General features: G+C 56.3%; 23 protein-coding genes. 19 read left to right on the top strand and 4 right to left on the bottom strand.

Features of this window, described 5'->3' with window-relative positions:
• The first annotated feature begins 53 nt into the window (after nucleotides 1-53).
• The 13 genes from B5E42_RS05110 to mobP3 all read left to right on the top strand — a co-directional run bounded on the left by B5E42_RS05110 (nucleotide 54) and on the right by mobP3 (nucleotide 10,647).
• Nucleotides 54-392 (top strand): DUF3852 domain-containing protein, encoded by a 339-nt coding sequence (locus B5E42_RS05110; RefSeq protein WP_087237288.1) that lies wholly within the window; start codon nucleotides 54-56, stop codon nucleotides 390-392.
• 36 nt (nucleotides 393-428) lie between these two features.
• Nucleotides 429-1,316 (top strand): conjugal transfer protein TrbL family protein, encoded by an 888-nt coding sequence (locus B5E42_RS05105; RefSeq protein ID WP_087237286.1) that lies wholly within the window; start codon nucleotides 429-431, stop codon nucleotides 1,314-1,316.
• Nucleotides 1,317-1,437: 121 nt separating this feature from the next.
• The gene (locus tag B5E42_RS05100) at nucleotides 1,438-1,752 is read left to right on the top strand and encodes a hypothetical protein (protein WP_087237284.1); all 315 of its coding nucleotides are present in this window, start codon (nucleotides 1,438-1,440) and stop codon (nucleotides 1,750-1,752) included.
• A gap of 89 nt (nucleotides 1,753-1,841) precedes the next feature.
• Nucleotides 1,842-2,795 (top strand): DUF4240 domain-containing protein, encoded by a 954-nt coding sequence (locus tag B5E42_RS05095; protein ID WP_087237282.1) that lies wholly within the window; start codon nucleotides 1,842-1,844, stop codon nucleotides 2,793-2,795.
• 22 nt (nucleotides 2,796-2,817) lie between these two features.
• A complete protein-coding gene (locus B5E42_RS05090) occupies nucleotides 2,818-3,081 on the top strand; it encodes a hypothetical protein (RefSeq protein ID WP_087237279.1) in 264 nt (87 codons plus the stop codon).
• A complete protein-coding gene (locus tag B5E42_RS05085; RefSeq protein ID WP_242967022.1) occupies nucleotides 3,078-3,665 on the top strand; it encodes a hypothetical protein in 588 nt (195 codons plus the stop codon). The genes B5E42_RS05090 and B5E42_RS05085 overlap by 4 nt, the downstream gene beginning before the upstream one ends.
• Nucleotides 3,658-5,496: a type VI secretion protein gene (locus B5E42_RS05080; RefSeq protein ID WP_087237277.1), complete on the top strand. Its 1,839-nt coding sequence runs from the start codon at nucleotides 3,658-3,660 to the stop codon at nucleotides 5,494-5,496. The genes B5E42_RS05085 and B5E42_RS05080 overlap by 8 nt, the downstream gene beginning before the upstream one ends.
• The gene (locus B5E42_RS05075; protein WP_087237275.1) at nucleotides 5,496-6,572 is read left to right on the top strand and encodes a M23 family metallopeptidase; all 1,077 of its coding nucleotides are present in this window, start codon (nucleotides 5,496-5,498) and stop codon (nucleotides 6,570-6,572) included. The genes B5E42_RS05080 and B5E42_RS05075 overlap by 1 nt, the downstream gene beginning before the upstream one ends.
• A 13-nt stretch (nucleotides 6,573-6,585) precedes the next feature.
• Nucleotides 6,586-6,951 carry a DUF3846 domain-containing protein gene (locus B5E42_RS05070; RefSeq protein ID WP_087237273.1) on the top strand — a complete coding sequence of 122 codons (366 nt, stop codon included), beginning with the start codon at nucleotides 6,586-6,588 and terminating at the stop codon, nucleotides 6,949-6,951.
• A 10-nt stretch (nucleotides 6,952-6,961) separates the two neighbouring features.
• Complete coding sequence (locus tag B5E42_RS19500) at nucleotides 6,962-7,267, top strand: DUF6103 family protein (protein ID WP_242967021.1); 306 nt, start codon at nucleotides 6,962-6,964, stop codon at nucleotides 7,265-7,267.
• Nucleotides 7,268-7,389: 122 nt separating this feature from the next.
• The gene (locus tag B5E42_RS05060; RefSeq protein WP_087237271.1) at nucleotides 7,390-8,433 is read left to right on the top strand and encodes a hypothetical protein; all 1,044 of its coding nucleotides are present in this window, start codon (nucleotides 7,390-7,392) and stop codon (nucleotides 8,431-8,433) included.
• A 358-nt stretch (nucleotides 8,434-8,791) separates the two neighbouring features.
• Nucleotides 8,792-9,211 (top strand): hypothetical protein, encoded by a 420-nt coding sequence (locus tag B5E42_RS05055; RefSeq protein ID WP_087237269.1) that lies wholly within the window; start codon nucleotides 8,792-8,794, stop codon nucleotides 9,209-9,211.
• Nucleotides 9,208-10,647: a MobP3 family relaxase gene (gene mobP3 / locus B5E42_RS05050; RefSeq protein ID WP_087237267.1), complete on the top strand. Its 1,440-nt coding sequence runs from the start codon at nucleotides 9,208-9,210 to the stop codon at nucleotides 10,645-10,647. The genes B5E42_RS05055 and mobP3 overlap by 4 nt, the downstream gene beginning before the upstream one ends.
• Before the next feature lie 2 nt (nucleotides 10,648-10,649).
• Here the strand turns inward: mobP3 and dinB are convergent, their stop codons facing one another.
• Nucleotides 10,650-11,897: a DNA polymerase IV gene (gene dinB, locus B5E42_RS05045; protein ID WP_087237265.1), complete on the bottom strand. Its 1,248-nt coding sequence runs from the start codon at nucleotides 11,895-11,897 to the stop codon at nucleotides 10,650-10,652.
• Nucleotides 11,898-12,010: 113 nt separating this feature from the next.
• On the opposite strand from dinB, the gene B5E42_RS05040 reads away from it, so the two are divergent.
• The 4 genes from B5E42_RS05040 (at nucleotide 12,011) to B5E42_RS05025 (ending at nucleotide 15,724) form a co-directional block, all read left to right on the top strand.
• On the top strand, nucleotides 12,011-12,604 hold the full coding sequence (locus B5E42_RS05040; protein ID WP_087237263.1) for an SOS response-associated peptidase: 594 nt from the start codon (nucleotides 12,011-12,013) through the stop codon (nucleotides 12,602-12,604).
• A 65-nt stretch (nucleotides 12,605-12,669) separates the two neighbouring features.
• The gene (locus B5E42_RS05035; protein ID WP_087237261.1) at nucleotides 12,670-13,581 is read left to right on the top strand and encodes a DUF3991 and toprim domain-containing protein; all 912 of its coding nucleotides are present in this window, start codon (nucleotides 12,670-12,672) and stop codon (nucleotides 13,579-13,581) included.
• Between the two features lie 135 nt (nucleotides 13,582-13,716).
• Entirely contained in the window at nucleotides 13,717-15,456 is a 1,740-nt protein-coding gene (locus tag B5E42_RS05030) for a type IV secretory system conjugative DNA transfer family protein (protein ID WP_087237259.1), read from the top strand.
• Nucleotides 15,457-15,463: 7 nt separating this feature from the next.
• A complete protein-coding gene (locus B5E42_RS05025; RefSeq protein WP_087237257.1) occupies nucleotides 15,464-15,724 on the top strand; it encodes a helix-turn-helix domain-containing protein in 261 nt (86 codons plus the stop codon).
• Between the two features lie 402 nt (nucleotides 15,725-16,126).
• On the opposite strand, the gene B5E42_RS05015 is transcribed toward B5E42_RS05025, so the two are convergent.
• From B5E42_RS05015 to B5E42_RS05005, 3 genes are all read right to left on the bottom strand, one after another.
• Nucleotides 16,127-16,459 (bottom strand): helix-turn-helix transcriptional regulator, encoded by a 333-nt coding sequence (locus tag B5E42_RS05015; RefSeq protein ID WP_087237252.1) that lies wholly within the window; start codon nucleotides 16,457-16,459, stop codon nucleotides 16,127-16,129.
• 159 nt (nucleotides 16,460-16,618) lie between these two features.
• Entirely contained in the window at nucleotides 16,619-17,179 is a 561-nt protein-coding gene (locus B5E42_RS05010; RefSeq protein WP_242967020.1) for an SLOG family protein, read from the bottom strand.
• A gap of 134 nt (nucleotides 17,180-17,313) precedes the next feature.
• The gene (locus B5E42_RS05005; RefSeq protein ID WP_087237247.1) at nucleotides 17,314-17,646 is read right to left on the bottom strand and encodes a helix-turn-helix transcriptional regulator; all 333 of its coding nucleotides are present in this window, start codon (nucleotides 17,644-17,646) and stop codon (nucleotides 17,314-17,316) included.
• A gap of 465 nt (nucleotides 17,647-18,111) precedes the next feature.
• Here B5E42_RS05005 and B5E42_RS04995 point away from each other — a divergent pair, with 465 nt between their 5' ends.
• The gene (locus B5E42_RS04995; RefSeq protein WP_087237243.1) at nucleotides 18,112-19,227 is read left to right on the top strand and encodes a hypothetical protein; all 1,116 of its coding nucleotides are present in this window, start codon (nucleotides 18,112-18,114) and stop codon (nucleotides 19,225-19,227) included.
• A 14-nt stretch (nucleotides 19,228-19,241) separates the two neighbouring features.
• A complete protein-coding gene (locus B5E42_RS04990) occupies nucleotides 19,242-20,624 on the top strand; it encodes a DUF6138 family protein (protein ID WP_087237240.1) in 1,383 nt (460 codons plus the stop codon).

Below are 20,624 nucleotides of genomic sequence, written 5' to 3'. Positions count from 1 at the left end.
CACCCAGGGGCCATCCGCAAGGATGGCCCCACCACTTTTTGGAGGTGTTGTGAATGAAAGCTATCAAACGGTACGCCAGGCCCATGCTTATCGTGCTTCTGCTGGTGCTGCTCTTCACCATCCCGGCCATGGCCACCAGTGGCAATGTGGCCGGCGCGGTGCAGCAGACCTGGAAGGATGCCGCTACCCAAATCAAGACCGTGGTGGACAGTGTTGTCTTTCCGGCCCTGACCATGATCCTGGCTATCGCATTCTTTGTTAAATTAGGGCTGAGCTACTTTGAGTTCCGCAAGCACGGCCAGTTTGAGTGGACGGGTCCGGCCATTCTGTTCGTCTGTCTTATCTTCGTGCTTCTTGCCCCCAAGTACATTTGGGGCATTGTGGGCATCTGATCGCCCCGGAAACGAAGATGGAGGTGAGACAAAAGCGTGTTTATCTGGGACTTTGTGGCCAATCCTGTTATGGACGCACTGGTGGATTGGTTTTACAGCCAGGTTGTAGGCTTCCTAGGGGCGTTCTTCGCCCAGATGGGCAATATGGGGGTGGAGCTGTTTGAACTGGAGTGGGTTCAGGCCGTGGTTCAGTTTTTCTCCCAACTGGGCTGGGCCTTGTATGGGGTGAGCCTGGTGGTGGCCGGCTTTGAATGCGGGATCGAGTATGCTTCCGGAGGACGAGGGAATTTCCAACAGGTGGCTCTGAATGCCATCAAAGGATTTCTGGCGGTCAGCCTGTTTACCATCGTCCCGGTTCGACTTTATACCCTATCAGTATCCCTGCAAGGCACCTTCACCACCGGGATTTCCCACCTGGGAATCGGTGAGCTGGGCGCCTCCGTCCTGGAGGGGATGGATATTGATTCGCTGATGGATCTGGCCGCGGAGACGAACTGGGGGATCGGCACAAACCCCATTATGATTCTCTTCTGCATGATCCTGATGGCATACGCCGTGATCAAGGTGTTCTTCGCCAACCTCAAGCGGGGCGGCATCCTGCTCATCCAGATCGCTGTGGGGAGCCTGTACATGTTCTCCATCCCACGTGGCTACACGGATGGCTTCACCCAGTGGATGAAGCAGGTCATTGGCCTGTGCCTGACCGCCTTTCTCCAAGCGACCATATTGGTGGCCGGGCTAATGGTATTCAGCGAACATCCCCTGCTTGGGCTGGGATTGATGCTCTCCGCGGGAGAGGTGCCCAGGATTGCTGGTACCTTTGGCTTGGATACCACTACCAGAGCCAACATCATGTCTGCGGTCTACACTGCCCAAGCAGCCGTCAATACAACTAGGACTATTGTACAGGCGGTGGCAAAGTAGAAAAAATCTATGGATATTATGCTTGCATTGCCTGCATCTTCTTTGTCGGGTTTTGTGAATGGCTTTATGCCTTGCATTTGGGTATGCTTGCTTTGCAATGACAGAGAAAGGAGGTCAGAAAATGGCGGAAGGGACCAAAAACCTCTGTGCCCAGATTCCGGCAAGCCTGCATGCCCAGGTGCGTAAGTTGCAAGAGGCGTCCGGTAAGACACTGGGCCAGTATATGACAGAGCTCATCACAGCCTACTACGAATATGAAAAAGGAGGCGCCTGCAATATGGCAAATGTAAAAACGGTGGCTTTCCAAATCCCGACGGAGCTGATGGATCAGCTCAAGGCGTATCTTGAGAAATACAACATGACACAAAAGGCATTCTTTCTGGACTGCATCCACCGGGCGCTGGCAGAAGATGCCGAGCAAAAACCGGAAGCGTAAATATGGGAATGCCCCCGCCGCTGTACTGTGCGGCGGGGGCATTCTAGTTGGTATCAGGTTACATCTATTCTACGAGAGGAGGATCTGAAATGACCAAGGAAGAGTTCTGGAGCACCATTGAAACCGCCCGCCAAGCTGTTCCTGACGGGAGCCAATCCATGATGGCAGAACAAATTTATCGTGAGCTGTTGCAGAAACCGCCGGAGGACATTCTGGACTGGAACCTATACTTCTATGAATACCGCGATGCAGCATGCCGCAATGACCTCCAGGCTGCCAGCACCGCACTGGGTGTCCCTGCTACCTCTGATGGGTTTCTTGATTTCCGGACCTGGCTAGTTGCCCAAGGGAAAGAGATCTACTTGGCAGCCATTGACAACCCGGACACGCTGGCTAAGGACCCTCATATTGGGGCAGAAATGAGCTTCCCGAGCTTTGCGGATTGTGCCGTTGACGCATACGCAGAAAAGCTCTCGCTTGCAGATGAGGAAGAGAGGCGCAGACTGTACAATGCATTAAACCACCATAAATTGACCGACCAGAGCCTCAATGAACTCCAGCGTGAGTTACCTCAGCATCCCGACATCTCCAGCGGCCAGCTCCTGCTGGACTACTCCGCTCAATTTCCAAATATCTGGGAGCGAATGACATCACGTTCGCCGGAGCTCCGCGCCATGGAAGACAAATTCGACTATTTTATTCCCATCCGCGACGTGGTGTACGCCGCAGTCTATCAGAATGGCAGCTGCGCGGAATACCGCTTCCCGGACACACCGCGCGACATCGCCAATTTTATTGGAAGCCGCCCTTGCGCAGACGAGATCGTGTTGACCGACACGTTGGACCGGCTGCTTCTGGATACGCGGGGAAGCATTATCTATTCTTGCCCGGACAAGGAGCTGTTGGCAAAAGTGACCCATTTCCTAGTTCCGATCCAGACAGGAGAAATACAGCCTGAGCCCGTTCTGTATGAATGCTTGTCCGGCCAGGAACCGTGTCAGCAGTCCTCGAATGATGGGCTGACCATGAAACCACCGTGTTGATCTGAACAGCGGAGGTGATGAAATGTTTATCTACCCTGAAAACCTGAGAGCCAAGCCCATGCTCTGGCTGTGGGAGCTGCGGGATATCGGCATCATCGGCGTGAGTTTTCTGCTCTCTGTTCTGGCGCTCAGTCAGGGCATTGGCATGATTCCGCTGGTGATCACGGTTCTGTATGCCTTCCTCTCCATCCGTTTGGATGGCTCCAGCATATTGGACTTTCTCCGCCGGGCAGCGTGCTTTCTGTTTTTGCAGCAGCAGCGTTATGATTGGAGGCTTGAACCATGATGAACCGAAAAGAAAAACTGGCAATTCGCCAGCATCAGTCCACCCGGCAGCTCATGGGGATCCAGCGGATTACGCCCCATGGAGTGACGACAGCCCGCGGTGAGCTGGTGTTCTTCCTCATTCGGCCGGACAACCTTACCGTCCTTTCGGAGGATGGCATCCGGGTGCGTGTCACAGCCCTGGCCAATCTGCTCCGGGCGGAATCGGCGGTGGAACTGCTGGCCCTGGACTCCAGAGAGTCCTTCCAGCGCAACAAGGAATTCTACCAGGCAAGACTGGAGCAGGAGACCATCCCGGCTCTGCGCACTCTGCTGCAGCAGGATATCCGGCATCTGGAGACGATCCAGTCCGCCTCCGCCTCGTCACGGGAATTTCTGCTGGTCATGCGGATGGAGGAAAAAGAAGCTGCGGACGAGCGCGGGCTGCGGCAGCTGGAAAAGGCCCTGTGTGACCACGGGGTCCGTGTCCAGCTGGTGGAAGAACAGGACGTGAAGCGGCTGCTGGCAGTCTACTACCAGCATGAAGTGACCACAGATTACTTTGAGGACGTGGACGGCGAAAGGGCGGTGACCGGGAATGGCTAAGAAACAGCAGAAGAAAAAAGTGGGCACAAAGCAGCCACCACTCCCTCGCCCCAAAGAATTCCTGGATCTCATTGCGCCTGCCGCCGTACAGTTCAACACAGATTCCTTTATCCTGGGCGGCACCTACCGCTCTGTGATGGTTCTGCGCAGCTATCCCCCCACGACGGAGCAGCTGGCTCTCCTGAGTCAGCTGGGAGAGCTGGGGGGCGTAACGCTGCACCTGACCGCCCGGCAAGTCACAGCCGCGGAGGAAAATGCCATTCTCCACACAGCCACCAACAAGAGCCGGATGGAACGTGGCAACCTGAACAACATGAAGCAGAGCGTCACAGCGGAGGCCAAGCTCCAGGATGTGGCCGCCCTCATCAACACCCTGCGCCGGGAACAGGAGCCCCTGCTCCACTGCTCCGTCTTTCTTGAATTGAGCGCAAATTCAGCAGAACAGCTGCGCACCCTGCGGGATCAGGTCAATGCCATGCTGCTCCGTGCCAAGCTGGGGGCGGACCCTCTGTTCCTGCGGCAGAGGGATGGCTTCCTCTCCTCCAATCCGGCGGGCCATAACGTCTTTGGTGCCTTTGCCGAGCGCGTCCTGCCCGCCTCCAGTGTGGCAAACCTCTACCCCATGAGCTACTCTGGCAAGACGGATCCCTGCGGCTTCTATCTGGGCAATGAGAAATATGGCTCCAATATCATCGTGGACCTGGATCGGAGAACCGGCGACAAGACCAACGCCAGCGCCCTGATCCTGGGCAACAGCGGGCAGGGCAAGAGCTACCTGCTGAAATTCCTGCTGTGTAATGTGCTGGAGTCCGGCAAGTCCGTTATCTCCCTGGATTCGGAGCATGAGATGGAGGAGTTGTGCGGCAACCTGGGGGGCAGCTTTGTGGATCTGCTCAGCGGCAGGATCCGCATCAATCTGCTGGAGCCCAGGCACTGGGACGATGGCAGTGAGCCGGATGACCCTGACGCGCCCGCCGCCTTCCGGGGCACCCTGCTGGCCCAGCACATCTCCTTTCTGCGGGACATCTTCCGGGTCTACAAGGACTTCGATACCCCTCACGTCGACACCCTGGAGCTGATGGTGGAGCGGCTCTATCGGAAGTGGGGCATCAGCGACGCCACCGACTTCTCCCGGATGACTCCTACCGACTACCCCGTCCTGTCAGACCTCTACGACACCATTGAGGAGGCCTATCAGAATTATGAGCACGAGGAGGATTTGAAGCTCTACCCGCGGGAAATGCTCCGGGACCTCATGTTGGGGCTCCACTCCATGTGCAAGGGTGCAGACGCTCGGTTCTTCAACGGGTACACTAACATCTCGTCGTCCAGGTTCCTGGTGTTCTGTATCAAGGGGCTGGAGAATGCGGCCCAGAACCTGAGAGACACCCTGCTGTTCAGCGTGCTGGCCTATATGTCCGACCAACTGCTCACCGCCGGCAACACGGTGGCCGCTATTGACGAGCTGTACCTGTGGCTCACCAATCCGGTGGCAGTCACTTACATCCGCAACTGTCTCAAGCGGGTGCGCAAAAAGGAGTCCAGCATGATTCTGGCCAGTCAGAACCTGGAGGACTTTGACCAGTCGGGCATCCGGGAGCTGACCCGCCCCCTCTTTGCCATCCCCACCCACCAGTTCATCTTCTATGCCGGATCCACCGACAAGCGGTTCTATATGGAGAACCTCCAGCTGGAGGAAAACGAGTACGAGCTGGTGCGGCAGCCCCAGAAGGGCGTCTGCCTCTACAAGTGCGGCAGCGACCGGCACCTGTTGGCGGTGCATGCTCCGCCCCATAAAGAGAAACTTTTTGGATCGGCGGGTGGTCGCTGATGGCAGCTCCCATTGCGGCCATCGCCAAGGTCGCTGCCGCAGTTCTGTCCGATAAAAGAGGACGCAAGGCTGTTGGATGGGTTTTGGTGGCGATTCTGGCTCCCGTGATTCTGCTTGTCGCTGCCTTCTGCTCCATCCTGGGCGGCTCGGCGGATCACAACAACAGCGTGCTCCAACTGTGCTTCTCCGGCGGTGCTCTGCCAGCCAATATGCCGGCGGAGTACCGCGTCTATGTGGAGGACATGCAGCACAGCTTTGCGCTGCTGGACGGGTATATAGAGACCGTCAACAATGTGACCGAGGGTGAAACTGGCCTTGACTCCATACGGGTCAAGGCCATCTTTTATGCTCTGTACTTCGGCGACGAGGTACCCAGCAGCCGGGCCCACCGGCAATTTGTGGACTGCTTTGTGACCTATGAGGAGCGCACCCGGACTGTGACCACCACAGACGAGGAGGGCAATGAGGTGGAGACCGAGGAGAGCTATACCGTGGCCATCCCCATCACAGACCTGGAAACCGTGTGGGCAAACATCCAGGCAGCCACCGGGCTCACCATCACAGAGGAGCACCGCAGCAATGCCGACAGCATCTACAACCTGGTGCGCTACGGCTCCTCCACCGGAACAGAGGACTGGATCCCAGGCGCGGAGGTGCCCTTCATTGGTGCGGATGGGTTCTGCTCTCCCATCGGCTCCGGCTGGGAGAGCCGTGTCACCTCCGAGTTCGGCTACCGCAGGGATCCCTTCACCGGCGAGACCAGGGGCCACACCGGGATTGACATTGCCGTTCCCACCGGCACGCCGGTCCGGGCGGCTCTGCCCGGCGTGGTCACCACCGCCACCTACAATGCCGGCGGCTACGGCTACTATGTGATGATCGACCACGGCAACGGCATGGTGACTCTGTATGCCCACTGCTCCAAGCTGCTGGCCAGAGTGGGCAGCACTGTGGAGGCAGGCGACATTGTGTCTCTGTCCGGCTCCACCGGGCGCTCCACCGGGCCCCATCTGCACTTCGAGGTGCGCATCAACGGTCAGCGCGTCAATCCAAGATCCTATCTGCCTACGAGCTAAGGAGGTAATTCAAATGAAAAGCAACCAGATCACCATACTGAAAGTGGAGCCTGGAAAGGTTCCGGAGACTGTGACTATCCCCAATACACTGGAAGCTGCCCAGAAGATGGTGGGCGGATACATTGAGGTCATCGCGCTGGACAATGCCTGCCTGGTGTGCAATGAGGATGGCAAACTCAACGGGCTGGAGGGAAATCGCCGGCTGGGGAATGATATCATCACCGGTACCTTTTTCCTGGCAGGGTGTACGGACGACGGCGATTTCTGCTCCCTCACCCCGGAGCAGATGGAGCACTTCACTCAGCGATTCGCACAGCCGGAGACCTTCCAGCCCGGCGAAGTGGAAAATGCCTTCCGCTTTGAGTTCTACTCCATGTGAGGTGTGCCCAATGGAAAAGATTGAATTGAAAGTAACCATGGAACCGGAGCGGCTGGATGCCCTTCGGTATTTTTTGTCTGCCAAGGAAAAGAGCACACCTGAGAAGGAGCTGCAGCGTGCATTGGATCAGCTCTATGAGAAATGTGTTCCAGAGGAGATGCGGGAGTACCTGGACAGCAAATGCAAACCCACCTCTTCCCGCCCCAGGCCCCGGCGGGGTGTGAAGCCAAATCAAGAGTGTCATTCGCCGCAAGCTGAGCGGGCACATGATGGCGCACTTCAGAACATGGGAGGCGGAACCGGTGAGGAAATATAAATTCACAAACAAGAACACATACCGATGCAACCGACCGCTGAATACACATCAGAGCAAAGTCATCCGGCACAGCACGCACAGCAAGCAAAAATCAATCAGGCGGCGGAACAGGAGGTGTTACAATGAGCGGCTCCGTCGAAATTGCAACTTGGATTCATGAGTATGAACTCAGCGCACTGGAAAAATATCTTGCTGTGGAGGGAACAGATACCGAGCAGGTGATGCAGAAGATGCTGGCTGAACTGTATTCTGCCCGCGTCCCCTTAGAGGAACGGCAGGTAATACAAAAACGCATCGAAACCGAGCGTGCGGAACAGCTTGCCCGGCAAATGACCAACACCACTTGGGCCGCGTACCATGTCACCGGTCATGGCGCGGAGCAGTACTTCAAAACAGCCACAGCGGATCAGCTGCTCCATACCGGTCTGCGCTTGCGCACCTATCTCTCCGAGGAGCAGGATCCACAACCAGCTTCTTTTGCGGAGCGGTTCAAAAACCGGCAGCCTATCACCAAGGAAGAGTTCGACCAGCTGGTGTCACAGAGGCTGGAGAACACCGGCTGTGTATCCGGTGTCTTTGACTTGGATTTTGATAAGAACTTGTTCTCCGCTGTCAGCACAATGGATGGCTGGCATACCTATCGGATGCACGATGTGAGCATTGCGGCCTACCACGCATTCCGGAAACAGGATCTCTCCACAGATCAACGCTGGGAACGCCTACTCAACAAATTGGATGGAAAAGAGCTGACGTCGGATCCTGAGCCTCCGGTGTTGTGCGGCAGCCGCCGCTTCCGTCTGGAGGAGCTTACTCTGGAGCATGAGATCAATGAGCTGGACAACCACCTCACATTCTATCTGCTTCCCAACTATGATCCTGATGCTGTGTTCGGGCTTCATGTGGCAGAGGCTGACAATGACGACTTCCTGACAGCCTGTGCTGTCTATGACCTGGACACGGGCAAGGTGTGCAGCGCCCTGTCTGTATTTCATGACCGGGGTGCAGAGGGAGAACTGGAGTATCGGTATCCGCTGACCGTCCACGAACAGTTGGTGCTGGGCAAAAGAATGGACGCAATCTGTGTGAAGATGACCGGCATGCATCTGGAGGACTGCCGGGCACACTACCTATCTGAAATGCAAGGGCCTGCTGCGCCTCAGATGTAACCACCGCTGGTTACCCGCGCGTGAGCCGCTGTGAGGCGCTGTGTGCCCGCTTTCGACCGCAAGGGGTATCTCCGCCCCTCCAGGCTGTCAGCTCCCGCTTCGGGCCGTTTTCTGGGGCAGATTTCACCCCGGATGTGCGCTTCCGGGCTGTTCGATTTTAGTACTAGGATAAAGGACCGCCGTGGTGAACCCCGGCTGTCCGCCCACAAAGCCCCGCAGTGCGGGGCTTTTCCCGGATTTGAGTACCGCCGTCGGTATTGACTGTTTCTAAGTTTTAAAGCGGTGGTTTCTTTGAAAAAGCGCGGTGTTGCAAGGAGTTAAGCCTCTTTTACACCGCCGTGGTAAACGAGGAGGACTTATGGACGATAAAAACAGGCTAAAAATTACCCTCTGGCTCAAGCCGGGAATTGTCCGCCGGATGGACGGCTGGCTGGAGGAGGACAACTGTAAAAGTCGTGGGGAGTTTGCTGAAAAAGCGCTGCGGTTCTACATGGGCTACCTGGCCGCGGAGGACACCTCGGCGTATCTCTCCCGCGCTCTGGTAGATACGCTGCGGGGTATGCTGGCGGACAACGGAAACCGTCTGCGCAGCCTGCTGTTCAAGCTGTGCGTGGAGATCAACATGATGGGACACACCGTGGCCGCTCACTTCCGCGCAGATCCCATCAATCGCCGGGAGCTGCGGGCCTATGCGGTGGACGAGGTGCTGCGCACCAATGGTCAGATCAGCTTTGATGACGCCCTGGATCTCCAGCGGCAAATTGACTCTGACGAATGAGCCGTGTCCGTTTCATGTCCCCCTACCTGAAAGGCGGACAAAATGCCGCCAAGCTGTCCAACCGTGTCCGGTACATCGCAGCCCGTCCCGGCGTAGAGGTGCTGCCCGATGAGCAGAGAGATCTGCCGGCGACCAAAAAGCAGGAAGCCTATATCCAGCGCATCCTCCGGGACTTCCCCGGTGCGGAGGAGCTGCTGGAGTATGAAGATTACCGGAGGGAGCCGACCAGAGGCCATGCAGATCACTTCATTCAGCAAGCCTGCGAGGACTTCGTGGAGCCTATGAGCCGGGTGGAAAACTACCTGGACTACGTGGCTCATCGTCCTGGTGTGCAAACGGATGGCGAGCACGGACTGTGGAACGGTGACGGCAAGGTGCGCAATCTCTCGCAGGCAGTTCGGGAGGTGGCGGAGCATACAGGCAACGTGTGGACACCGGTTGTGGCGATCCGCCGTGAGGACGCGGAGCGGCTGGGCTACGACACGGCTGAGAGCTGGCGCGCTCTGGTGTGCGCCTGCCTCCCGGAGATCGCCAGGGGCTACAAGATCCCGCTGGAGCACCTGCGCTGGTACGCAGCCTTCCACCGGAAGGAGCACAGCGCCCACATCCACCTGGTGCTCTTCTCCACTGACCCCAAAGAGGGTTACCTGACCAAACAGGGCATCGAACAGGTCAAGTCAGCCTTCGGCCGGCGCATTTTTGAGCAGGACCTGCTCCACGTCTACGAACAGAAAACGGAGTACCGGAATACCCTGGGCCGGGATGCAGAGCAGGCTATGGCGGAGCTGACCGCAGACCTGGAACACGGCCAGTGTGAAAACAAGGTGTTGGAGCGGCTGGTCACGGAGTTGGCAGACCGGCTCCAGAACACCACCGGGAAAAAGGTGTATGGTTATCTGCCGCCTAAGACCAAGGCGGTGGTGGACGCCATCGTGGATGAGCTGGCAAAGGATGAGCGGGTTGCTTCCACCTATGACCTGTGGAACCAGATGCGGGAGGAGGTGTGCCGCACCTACACGGAGCATCCGCCCCAGCGGGTACCGCTGTCCCGGCAGAAGGAGTTCAAATCCGTGCGCAATATGGTCATCCGGGAGGTGCTCCAGTTGTGCCGGGATGAGCTTCCACAACATAACGTGTCACAGCAGAGCAGCTTGCCGTCCCAGACACCCAGACAGGCGGAGCACCACAGAGAGCAGAGCGCAGCTGCTTCCAGTCCGCACACAGCAGAGCGGCAGCCCCTGACGCGGCCCCAGGTGGCCGGATGTGTGCTCAGCCTGTTTCATAACATGGGACGTATCTTCCGGGAGCAGTCTTCGGATGACGCCATCCAGCAGGGCCTGCACATAGACAGGAAGCGCCGCCGGATGCTCCAGGAAAAGCGCATGGCACTGGGCCACAAGGCCGACGACCACGAGGTGGCTATGCGGCTGAAATAGCCTTAAGAAAGGGTACCCAGAAACCCGATGGGGTGAATGATATGGCTGCCCTTGGCGTCCAGATCCAACGCCGGGTCCAGCAGTTGGATGCCTCGCCGGATGCCGGTGTAGCCGTACTTGGCCCGAATGCGATCCACCGCCTGCTCCAGGTCCTCCCGCTTCCGGCGCTTGACGTCCTCGGGAAAGAGGGAGAGCTGAGGTGCCTCCTCCGCTGGGGACAGTCCGCAGGCACGGACGGACAGGCTGCGCACCGGCCGGGAGGGGCGGTTGGTGCAGAACAGACGGAAGGCTGCGTCAAACAGGTCGGTGGAGTTGCTGGCCGGGGCTTTTAGCTTTTCCTGCCGCTCATAGCGCAGTAGGGTGTTGTCCCGGATCCCCAACTGAACGGTGGAGCACAGACACCGCTGTTCTCTCAGACGGGCAGCCACGCTTTCGCACAGAGCGTAGAGGGTGATCTTCACGTCGTCATCGCTGACCAGATCCCGAGGGGCGGTGGTGCTGTTGCCCACCGACTTTACCGGTGGTATGGCGTAATAGGGGGATACCCCGGAGCGATCCAGGCCGTTGGCGAACTGCCACAGCATCACCCCCACCTTGCCCAAAACCGCATGGAGAAATTCAGGGCTGGACCGGGCTAACGCCCCAATGGTATAGACGCCGTACCGGCCCAGCTTCCGGGCGGTGGCAGGGCCCACATACAGCAGGTCGCTCACCGGCAGGGCCCACACCAGCTCCCGGTAGTTCTCCCTGGTAATCACCGTGGTGGCGTCCGGCTTTCGATAGTCGCTACCCAGCTTGGCAAAGACCTTGTTGAAGGAGACTCCCACCGACACCGTCAGGCCAAGCTCTCCCCTGACCCGCCTCCGCAGGGTATCCGCGATTTGCTTCCCGTCTCCGAACAGAGCGGCGCTGCCGCCCACGTCCAGCCAGCTCTCGTCCAATCCAAAGGGCTCCACCTGGTCAGTGTACTGGAGGTAAAGCTCCCGCACCTGATGGGAGAGCTCCAGATAGCGGTCATACCGGGGCGGCACCACCACCAGGCCGGGACAGCGGCTCCTGGCCTCCCAGATGGCCTGCCCGGTGGCCACGCCAAAGGCTTTGGCCTCATAGCTCTTGGCCAGGACGATACCATGGCGCAGGGCGGGATCCCCGCACACCGCCACCGGCTTCCCCCGCAGAGCGGCGTTGTCCAGGCACTCCACGCTGGCATAAAAGTTGTTCAAATCGCTGTGCAGAATCACCCGCTCCACCGCACCACATCCCGTACATTTGTTCTAGTACCAGTATAGTGTGACACAGGCCCAAATATCCACGAGTAAGTTTTGGCAGTTTTGTGGTAGAATAACGTGGCGAGGTGAGTGCTATGTGCGGTAGATACAGCCTGTCCCCCCAGGAGAGCCGGGAGATCATGGATATCCTGCAGCAGGTGCAGGACAAGTTCAAAACCGGAGAGGTCTTCCCTACCGATCCGGTGCCTGTGTTGATGGAGGCAGGGGCGGAGCTGGCTCCGGAGGTTATGGTGTGGGGTTATCCGGGGGTGGGCGGAAAAGGCAGGGCCATCATCAACGCCCGCAGTGAGACCGCCCTGGAGCGGCCCATGTTCCGTCAGTCCGTGCTGGGGCGGCGGTGCGTATTTCCCACCACAGGCTTTTATGAGTGGGGACATGGGGGTGGGCAGAAGCGGAAGTATCGGTTCCAGATGCCGGGCCCGGATCGGGCCCTCTATCTGGCGGGGCTGTGGAACGACTATGCCGGCCAGCACCGGTGTGTGATTCTCACCACGGCGGCCAATGGCTCCATGGCGGAGATCCATGACCGGATGCCGCTGGTGCTGAGGCGGGAGCAGGTGGAGGAATGGGTACACAATCCCCAGGCCGCTGGAGAGCTGCTCCGCCAGATACCGCCGGAGCTGACCCATGTGGAGGCGGAAGCCTCCCAACAGCTCTCACTCTTTTAAATATCAGGTACAAAAGGACGCCGTGGGCAGATGCTCACGGCGTCCTCTGTTTTCAGGAGGAAAATATGGGAACCTACATCCACTATACCGACGAGCAGAAGGAGCGGGCCAACACCGTAGATCTGGTGGAGCTGCTGCGGCAGCGCGGCGAAAAGCTGCTCCACTCTGGGCGGGAGTATCGCCTGGAGAACGACCACAGCATTACCGTCCGGGGCTGCGAGTGGTACGACCACGACAGCCGCCAGGGTGGGCATCCGGTCAGCTTCGTCCAGCACTACTACGGCATGTCCTATCAGGAGGCTATGGAGTTTCTCCTGAATGGCGCCTATCCCGTTGCCGGCAGCCGGGAAACGGAGCCGCCCAAGCCCTTTGCACTGCCCCCTCCCCACCAGAATATGCGCCGGGTGTATGCCTACCTCATGAAGCAGCGGCAGATCGACGGCGCCATCATCACCCACTTTGTCCGGAAGGGACTGCTCTATGAGGACGCCCAGTACCACAACTGTGTCTTTGTGGGCGCGGACGAGGGCGGCGTCCCCCGCCACGCCCACAAGCGGAGCACCAACAGCCGGGGCAAATCCTTCAAGGTCAATGTGGAGGGCAGCCGCCCCCAATACAGCTTCCACCATGTGGGGAGAGATAACCTGCTCTATGTGTTTGAGGCGCCCATCGACATGCTGTCGTTTCTGACCCTGTACCCGGAGGACTGGCAGGCCCACAGCTATGTGGCCCTGTGCGGCACCGGAGGGCAGGCCATGCACTGGATGCTGGAGCAGAATCAGAACCTGCAGGATGTGGTGCTCTGCCTGGATAACGACGGGCCGGGACAGTCTGCCGCCAGACGGCTCCAGACAGAATTGCAGGAAGGAGGATACCACTGTGGTATCCTCCTTCCCGTATATAAAGACTGGAACGAAGACCTGGTGGCTGGTGCGCTTACAGCATCCCCGTCCATGACTGCGGTCCAGAGCTTATGAGCCGGAACCATGACAGCCTCCGCCAAGGGAGAAGTATGCCCTTTTCCTGGACCGGGGGTCGGTTCACCGTGGACCACCCAGAAGGTCACACTGGAAGAGGGCTCAAATACAGAGAACGAGAAAGGAGACCGAACCATGATAGACGAAAACTGGATGTTGATTGGACTGCTGGCCCTGGTATTTGGAGCTCTGGTTGCGATAGCTGCCCTCTCCAACCGGGGCAGCCTGAACAGCATCAAGAACAAGACGGTGGGTGACGGCCAGTACGGAACTGCCCGCTGGGCCACGGAGAAGGAGATCCGCAAGAGCTACCGGCGGGTACCCTTCCGGCCGGCCCTATGGAGAAAGGGAGAGCAGCTCCCAGAGGCCCAGGGCCTGGTGCTGGGCTGCGTTGGGAAAAAGGACAGGTTGGCCGCTCTGGTGGATTGTGATGACATCCACTGCCTGATGATCGGCGCCTCCGGTGTGGGCAAGACGGCTTACTTTCTGTACCCCAACATGGAATATGCCTGTGCCAGCGGCATGAGCTTTCTGGCCCTGGATACCAAGGGGGATCTGGCCAGAAACTACGGCGCCATTGCCACCAAATACTACGGCTACCAGGTGGCGGTGGTGGATCTGCGCAACCCCACCCGCTCGGACGGCTACAACCTGCTCACCCTCATCAACCACTACATGGACGTGTGCCGGCAGAAGCCGGATAATCTGGCGGCCCGGGCCAGGTCGGAGAAGTACGCCAAGATTTTATCCAAGACCATCATCAATCCCGAGGGGGAGAGCTTTGCCCAGAACCAGTATTTCTACGACGCCGCCGAGGGTGTGCTCACCGCAGTCATCCTGCTGCTGGCCGAATACCTTCCGCCCAAGGAGATCGACGGAGCACTCCGGGAGCGGAGGCACATCGTGTCCGTGTTCAAGCTGGTGCAGGAACTGCTTGCTCCCAGCATGGTGCCGGGGAGAAACGAGTTTCAATTCCTCATGGACCACCTGCCGGAGGAGCACAAGGCCAAGTGGTTCTCCGGCTCCGCCCTCAACGCCGCGGAACAGTCCATGGCCTCCGTCATGTCCACTGTTCTCGCCCGGCTCAACACCTTCCTGGACAGCGAGCTGGAGCAGGTGCTGTGCTTTGACAGCGCCATGGACGCCGAGAGCTTCGCCTCCCAAAAATCCGCCATTTTTCTGATCCTGCCCGAGGAGGACACCACCAAGAACTTCATGGCCGGGCTGATGATCCAGACATTGAGCCGGGAGCTCTTCTCCGTGGCGGACGAGCACGACGGAAAGCTGCAGAACCGGGTGGTGTTTTTCTGCGACGAGCTGGGCACCATGCCCGCCTTTGACATCCTGCCCCTCTTCTCCGCCGGCCGCTCCCGACGGCTCACCCTGGTACCCATCATTCAGTCCCTGGCCCAACTGGAGAAGAACTACGGGAAAGAGGGTGCGGAGATCATTCAGGACAACGTGCAGGACACCATCTTCGGCGGCTTTGCACCCAACAGCAAAACCGCTGAGGCCCTGTCCAAGGCCCTGGGCAACCGCACGGTTATGAGCGGAACCATCACCAGGGGCAAGAGCGATTCCGGGCAGTCACTGCAGATGATCCAGCGTCCTCTCATGACGCCGGACGAGCTCAAATCATTACCAAAGGGTCAATTCATTGTCATGAAAACCGGCACTCACCCCATGCGCACCCGGCTGCGGCTGTTCCTGGAGTGGGGTATCACCTTCGGAAAGCCGTATCAGGTGCCGGAGAAGGCTGCCCGGAAAGTGTACTATGCAGACAAAAAGGAATTTCTGCATGCAGTTCTGCCGGAATTTCCGGTTATTACAAATAGCCTGCAGCAGAAAGGCTATCACACTCCAAGAAGGGACTGATGAAACGATGAGTTACTTCAATGAAATCTATGGTGACCCCGAACTGAGCAGTAAAGCAAAAATGGTGTTGCTTTATCTCCATGACCGAGCCAACAAGAAGGGTGAAAGCTGGTACGCTATTAACACCATTGCCAAAGAATTGTGTCTTTCCCGTTCCTCGATCAAGCGGGCAATGAGGGAACTGATCCAGCGGGGGAAAATTGAGAAGCGGGCCAGGTTCAGAGAAAACGGCGGAAATACATCTAACCTGTATTCATTAATCATATGAGCAGCCTCTTCTACCCTATTCACCCAGCTCGCATTCAATTTAAAATGTCTATTTCTCTCGACTTCAGACGCTTTTTCCGGTATCATATGTTTGCGGAACTATAATAAGCACAGGAAGGAGAATAAGCCATGGCACAACTGCCTGTTACAAAGTGTCAGTACTGTGGATCCGAAGATATCGGTGAGGGCTGGCAGCACGGTGAGGCTCTGGTAACCTTCAAGTTTCATGGAATGCTTGGTAACCGTTTGAAGTATCTCATCTGTCGGAAATGCGGTGCTGTACTGTACCAGTGTGTGGCTGAACCCCACCGCTTCCCGCCCGCAAAATAGTATAAGATCCTTGTATCTATAAGTATGGTCAAAAACAGTTTAAAGGGACAGCGGTTAGTCTACCGCTGTCCCTTTAAACAACATAGTTCGATTGTTTGAGCAAGACCTCAACAACGTCAATAATCTTCTTTCGATCTTCGACAGATACGTTTTCCATCTGTTCTTCCAGTTTGGAAACCTTGATCCGATAACCTTCATGAAGCACATCGCACAGAACCATATCTGAAGTGACAGACAGAGCATTGCAGATATCTATGAATGTTTCGAGAGCTGGTATCTTTTCCCCTCGTTCAACCGCTCCAATATAATTTGTACTCAATCCGGTAATCTCTGCCAGATCCTCTTGGCGCAGTCCTCGATGATGACGGAACTTTCGTATGTTTTTTCCAATGGACTCAAGTCCCATCGTGATACCTCCTATAAGCATTGCAGTATCACTGATAGTATAAGTTGAGCCGGAAAAACAATACACCATCTATTTGGATTTAATCAACGCTATTAGAGTTGATTGTTTGCAAAAAAATAATATAATAATAAATATACTTCGATATAGCAAATCTTTAAGCTATTCAAAACAGATTGAAAAAGTATTTGGATTCAATGTCCATACCACCTTATTTAGAAAATGCGCATAGTTTACTGTCATGCCAGTACCACCAGGGCTTCCGTCCCAAACCGCTAAGACAAAATCGGCATGCTCAACCATGTAGCGATTTCTTTTTTGCATACAGTCAGGTGTATAGTGTGTTTGAAGCAGCGTCTCCTTATCACACTGCTCTACGATTTTAAAATATCTATTTCGGTAACGCTCGGACCACTTTGCAGCCTGGGTTTCACACGGAAGCGCACATTCAAGAGTAATGAACGGAAAATCAGTCTTTAGGTCCAACACCATCTCAGCAGCGTATGTATCAATTCCAAGAGCCATGCCCGAAATAAAGTGTGTGACATTTTTCTGTTCAATCATCTGCACGATGAGTTTACGGAGTTCTGCTTTTAAGCGCAAACACCGTTCATCTGTCTCATCGAAACGGAATGGAAGGTTTTGTGGTCTATGTCCTGTAAATGCACATTTTAATCCAACAACATGTCTCTTCCTGGTGAATGGCAGTATCTTCTCAAACATTGTACTCTCCTCCATATATATGGATTAGCAGCATGATATATAATGCTAATCCATAGTATAGCATACAACGAGAGAACTGCACTAAAAAAATAACAAAGGCCGCAAATCATCATTTGCCGCCTTTGTGTTCGATGCTATTTCTTTTTCTTGGCCTGAGCAATTAATAATTCAATGATTTCCAAAATCCGCTGCTGCTCTTCTGGGGGAAGTTCCGCAATCTTTTCTGAAAGCCATGTTGCCCGGTATTCGGTAGTATGCTTAATGACATCGCAGAAGATCGCGTCTGCAGATGTTTCCAGACCATTGATAATGGCGACTAACTTCTCATATCGCGGAAACGATGCACCCCGCTCAATGGTTGAAATGTAATTTGTGGTCAAGCCCAGCTGCTCCGCAAATTGCTCCTGTGTTAATCCCAGCTCTTCGCGGCGCCGCTTGATTCGCTCTCCAATCCGTCTATCAATCATCTCGAAAGTCCGCTGCTCCTTTCTGTGTTGATACAATTTAGTATAAGGATTAGCGGCACATTGATACAGAAACGCTAATACATAGAGAGTGGATTAACAAATTATAACTAAAGGAAGTTTTTAGATTAAGACATCCCGGTAAACAAAGCGTAAATTTGTCACTCCGCCATAAATACATCTTTCAGAATGCTTAGCGATATGATATAATTTATTCAAATTGTGCCCTTATCAGGTCGTGTATTTGGGCATGATTACGAATCATGAGGTTATGCGATGAAAGAAAAACCAGAACAGTTAATCACTGCATCTTTGATATACGAGGAAATTATCTTGTCTGTGGAGGAAACCACATCTGGCAGTAGATGTGGCTCCTCTCTCGCGGCCTTTTCACGTCTTGCGTCAGCCTGTTCATATGACAGGGTGTCGCAGGGCGTTTTTTCTATCTTTGGAAAGGAGTCATAGAATATGAGCCTGAAATACACCTGCCCTGGCTGTGGGACACCCTTGGGCTATGAGGGATTGTGCTGGAAATGCAAATCGGAACAGGAGCGGAAGGCTGCTCTTGCCTGGACACCGGAACAAATCACAGAAAAGCAGAGAAACCTGATTCAGAACATCCAGAGGCTGGCTGATATGGATGACCCGGAGTTCGCCGACTTCTGGCAGCTGCTTGGTTACCATAATGCCATCGCTCCAGAGATCCAGCGGGCGGCACTGGCCGCAGCGGTGTTCTGGCCCTGTGAGATCTATTATCACGCTCCCGCCGATGTGCGGGATGGTCTGATTCACGCGCTGTTGTCCGCGGAATATTCCAGCGAGGCATCCAACCTGATGAGCTGCCTTGCTATGCAGGGAGATGGCAAGGCAATGGAGACCCTGCTGGAGCTGGAGCGAAATCCCCGGCCCTGGCGCAAGGGCCTCTATGTGGACCCATCCAGCTATGCGCAGATCGGCGGCTGGACCTTCAACAAGGAGGGCCAGAGAATCCAACTCAACTTTGACACCTGCTATCCTATGGTCAAGGGAACCGCTGGCGAAAAATCTCCCGTCCGCATTGGCCGCGCGCGGGAGGACACCTGCCCTCACTGCGGCGGACGCATGGTGGACATGCTGGTGCTGGATGGCCGGGATGAGCGGCTCCGGTTCCTGGGGCTGGACGGTATCCTGACTGCCACCTGCTGCCCCAGCTGCGTGGGATTTCTAAAAGGCCCCGCCTTTAACCGCTTTACCCTGGACGGCGGCGTGGAGGTCTTTCCCTCCGAACTCTTTGACGGAGCGGAGAAGGCGGATTGCTATGTCCGGCCCGAGGACTACAAGGCCCTTACCGAAAATCCCTTTGTGCTGGGCAAGACGCCGGTGCCCCTGTTTTACGGTGCGGCCTGCCAGGATGTGAATACGGTGGGTGGCTTTGCCAACTGGGTACAGGACGCGGAATATACGACCTGCCCCCACTGCGGCAAGCCCATGAAATATCTGGCCCAGATCCAGTGGGATACGGTGTTTGACTGTGCGGAGGGCACGCTCTATGTGGAGTTCTGCCCAGACTGCCACATCGTATCCATGCAGCACCAGCAGACCTGAGAGGAGACCTTACCATGAGTTTGCCTAAGCGTGACGGCGTGCATGACCGCTACTATCTGATCCATAAGCCGGATACTTCCCCGGAGGTGCTGGCGGAGGCGGATCTCTGCATTCAGGATGTACTGAACGGCACCGCCCGTGAAAATCACTCCGCCTACCCGACTGTGGTGCGAAATCACAACGGGACACCCTTTCTTCCCAGCCAGCTGTTGGATCGGTATCTGTCCAAACTGCCTTTGAAGGGATTTCCCTATGAGGAAGTTGTTATATTCTGCGATGCCCTGCGGCGGCTGGCGGGCTGGAAGGAGATCGATCACACACTGCGGCAGTACATCGAAAAGCAGGTACAGGAGCGATATTTTGAGGTCGGAGAGAAGGAGGATTACTTTTCGCCCTTTCCTCCCTGTGCTGTGTGGCCGGAACTGCGCCCAGAGGATATAGACGAAGGGCTGCTGCGCTTTGCCTGCTATGTGGCAGTCTGTTATACCGTGTATGGGCTGAGTTTTGAGTACCTCACCACCGAGCATATCCTCGGCCTGGTTTCCCAGCTCCGCCCCGACATGGTGAAGGAGCTGAAAACCAGCGGCACCGGCAAACTGCCGCCTAACATTCAAAAGCGGAAAACGAAGCACCTGACTGCCTCGGCCAACGATGCCTTTGCCACCATCCGCATCACCGCCAGGGACTGCACCGAGGGGTGTTGCGACGAGGCGCTGAGCTATCTGGTGGAGGTGCTGGAGCAGCCGGAGTTCCCCCGCAGCTACTCCATCGAGTTCCGCGGGCCGGAGAAAATCTACCTGCCCATCCCTGGTCTGCCCAAGAAGGGTGTCAACCAGCTGTTTGCCTGCGCGGTGCGGTACCCCCGCCTCCATGTGCGGATGGAGAATTATGCCCGGCTTGCCATGCGGGAGGATGAGTGGTACCAAAACCTCTCCGATGAGATCTGCGCCCTGCCCGGCACCTTTGCGGTGTTTGCCCTGGGGCTGGAGGGGCCGAAGTGGTGGGGGCTGGTGTGCGACTACCTGGACCGCTGTGACGATGAGCACTCTTCGCTCCAAGAAAAGTTCATCCACGCATTTTTCAAAAAATATGGCTTTACCGCCCAGTCCCTGCCGGTGCTGGTCCACGGTGTCCAGTCCATGCAGAATCTGAAGCCCGCAAAGGAGTTCCGCACCCTGATCGCCAATGAGGAGAGCCTGGATGCTCTGCTGGAGATCAAAGGGCATCTGGAATATTACCTGCCGGAAGAATCCGGCAATGACAAAAGGGCGCTGGCCTACCTGTGGCGTGATGTGCTCTGGGCCATCTGGGGCACAGCCTCTGAAAACGGCGGCAGCAAGGTTATCAAGTCGGCGCCGAAGGAACTGAAAGAGAAATACCAGCAAGTATTTGCGTAA

It is taken from the genome of Flavonifractor sp. An10 (assembly GCF_002161215.1).
In the GTDB taxonomy this organism is placed as follows: domain Bacteria; phylum Bacillota; class Clostridia; order Oscillospirales; family Oscillospiraceae; genus Flavonifractor; species Flavonifractor avistercoris.
Note: the sequence above shows the minus strand (reverse complement) of the source record. Positions and strands in the feature narration are given on the sequence as shown.

Coding starts and splice junctions, on each gene's coding strand:
- B5E42_RS04990 (WP_087237240.1), top strand. CDS start 19,242: ATGAGTTTGCCTAAGCGTGACGGCGTGCATGACCGCTACTATCTGATC.
- B5E42_RS05095 (WP_087237282.1), top strand. CDS start 1,842: ATGACCAAGGAAGAGTTCTGGAGCACCATTGAAACCGCCCGCCAAGCT.
- B5E42_RS05110 (WP_087237288.1), top strand. CDS start 54: ATGAAAGCTATCAAACGGTACGCCAGGCCCATGCTTATCGTGCTTCTG.
- B5E42_RS19500 (WP_242967021.1), top strand. CDS start 6,962: ATGGAAAAGATTGAATTGAAAGTAACCATGGAACCGGAGCGGCTGGAT.
- B5E42_RS05075 (WP_087237275.1), top strand. CDS start 5,496: ATGGCAGCTCCCATTGCGGCCATCGCCAAGGTCGCTGCCGCAGTTCTG.
- B5E42_RS05025 (WP_087237257.1), top strand. CDS start 15,464: ATGAGTTACTTCAATGAAATCTATGGTGACCCCGAACTGAGCAGTAAA.
- B5E42_RS05070 (WP_087237273.1), top strand. CDS start 6,586: ATGAAAAGCAACCAGATCACCATACTGAAAGTGGAGCCTGGAAAGGTT.
- B5E42_RS05035 (WP_087237261.1), top strand. CDS start 12,670: ATGGGAACCTACATCCACTATACCGACGAGCAGAAGGAGCGGGCCAAC.
- B5E42_RS05090 (WP_087237279.1), top strand. CDS start 2,818: ATGTTTATCTACCCTGAAAACCTGAGAGCCAAGCCCATGCTCTGGCTG.
- B5E42_RS05030 (WP_087237259.1), top strand. CDS start 13,717: ATGATAGACGAAAACTGGATGTTGATTGGACTGCTGGCCCTGGTATTT.
- B5E42_RS05015 (WP_087237252.1), bottom strand. CDS start 16,459: ATGGGACTTGAGTCCATTGGAAAAAACATACGAAAGTTCCGTCATCAT.
- B5E42_RS04995 (WP_087237243.1), top strand. CDS start 18,112: ATGAGCCTGAAATACACCTGCCCTGGCTGTGGGACACCCTTGGGCTAT.
- B5E42_RS05080 (WP_087237277.1), top strand. CDS start 3,658: ATGGCTAAGAAACAGCAGAAGAAAAAAGTGGGCACAAAGCAGCCACCA.
- mobP3 (WP_087237267.1), top strand. CDS start 9,208: ATGAGCCGTGTCCGTTTCATGTCCCCCTACCTGAAAGGCGGACAAAAT.
- B5E42_RS05060 (WP_087237271.1), top strand. CDS start 7,390: ATGAGCGGCTCCGTCGAAATTGCAACTTGGATTCATGAGTATGAACTC.
- B5E42_RS05085 (WP_242967022.1), top strand. CDS start 3,078: ATGATGAACCGAAAAGAAAAACTGGCAATTCGCCAGCATCAGTCCACC.
- B5E42_RS05055 (WP_087237269.1), top strand. CDS start 8,792: ATGGACGATAAAAACAGGCTAAAAATTACCCTCTGGCTCAAGCCGGGA.
- B5E42_RS05100 (WP_087237284.1), top strand. CDS start 1,438: ATGGCGGAAGGGACCAAAAACCTCTGTGCCCAGATTCCGGCAAGCCTG.
- B5E42_RS05005 (WP_087237247.1), bottom strand. CDS start 17,646: ATGATTGATAGACGGATTGGAGAGCGAATCAAGCGGCGCCGCGAAGAG.
- B5E42_RS05010 (WP_242967020.1), bottom strand. CDS start 17,179: ATGTTTGAGAAGATACTGCCATTCACCAGGAAGAGACATGTTGTTGGA.
- B5E42_RS05040 (WP_087237263.1), top strand. CDS start 12,011: ATGTGCGGTAGATACAGCCTGTCCCCCCAGGAGAGCCGGGAGATCATG.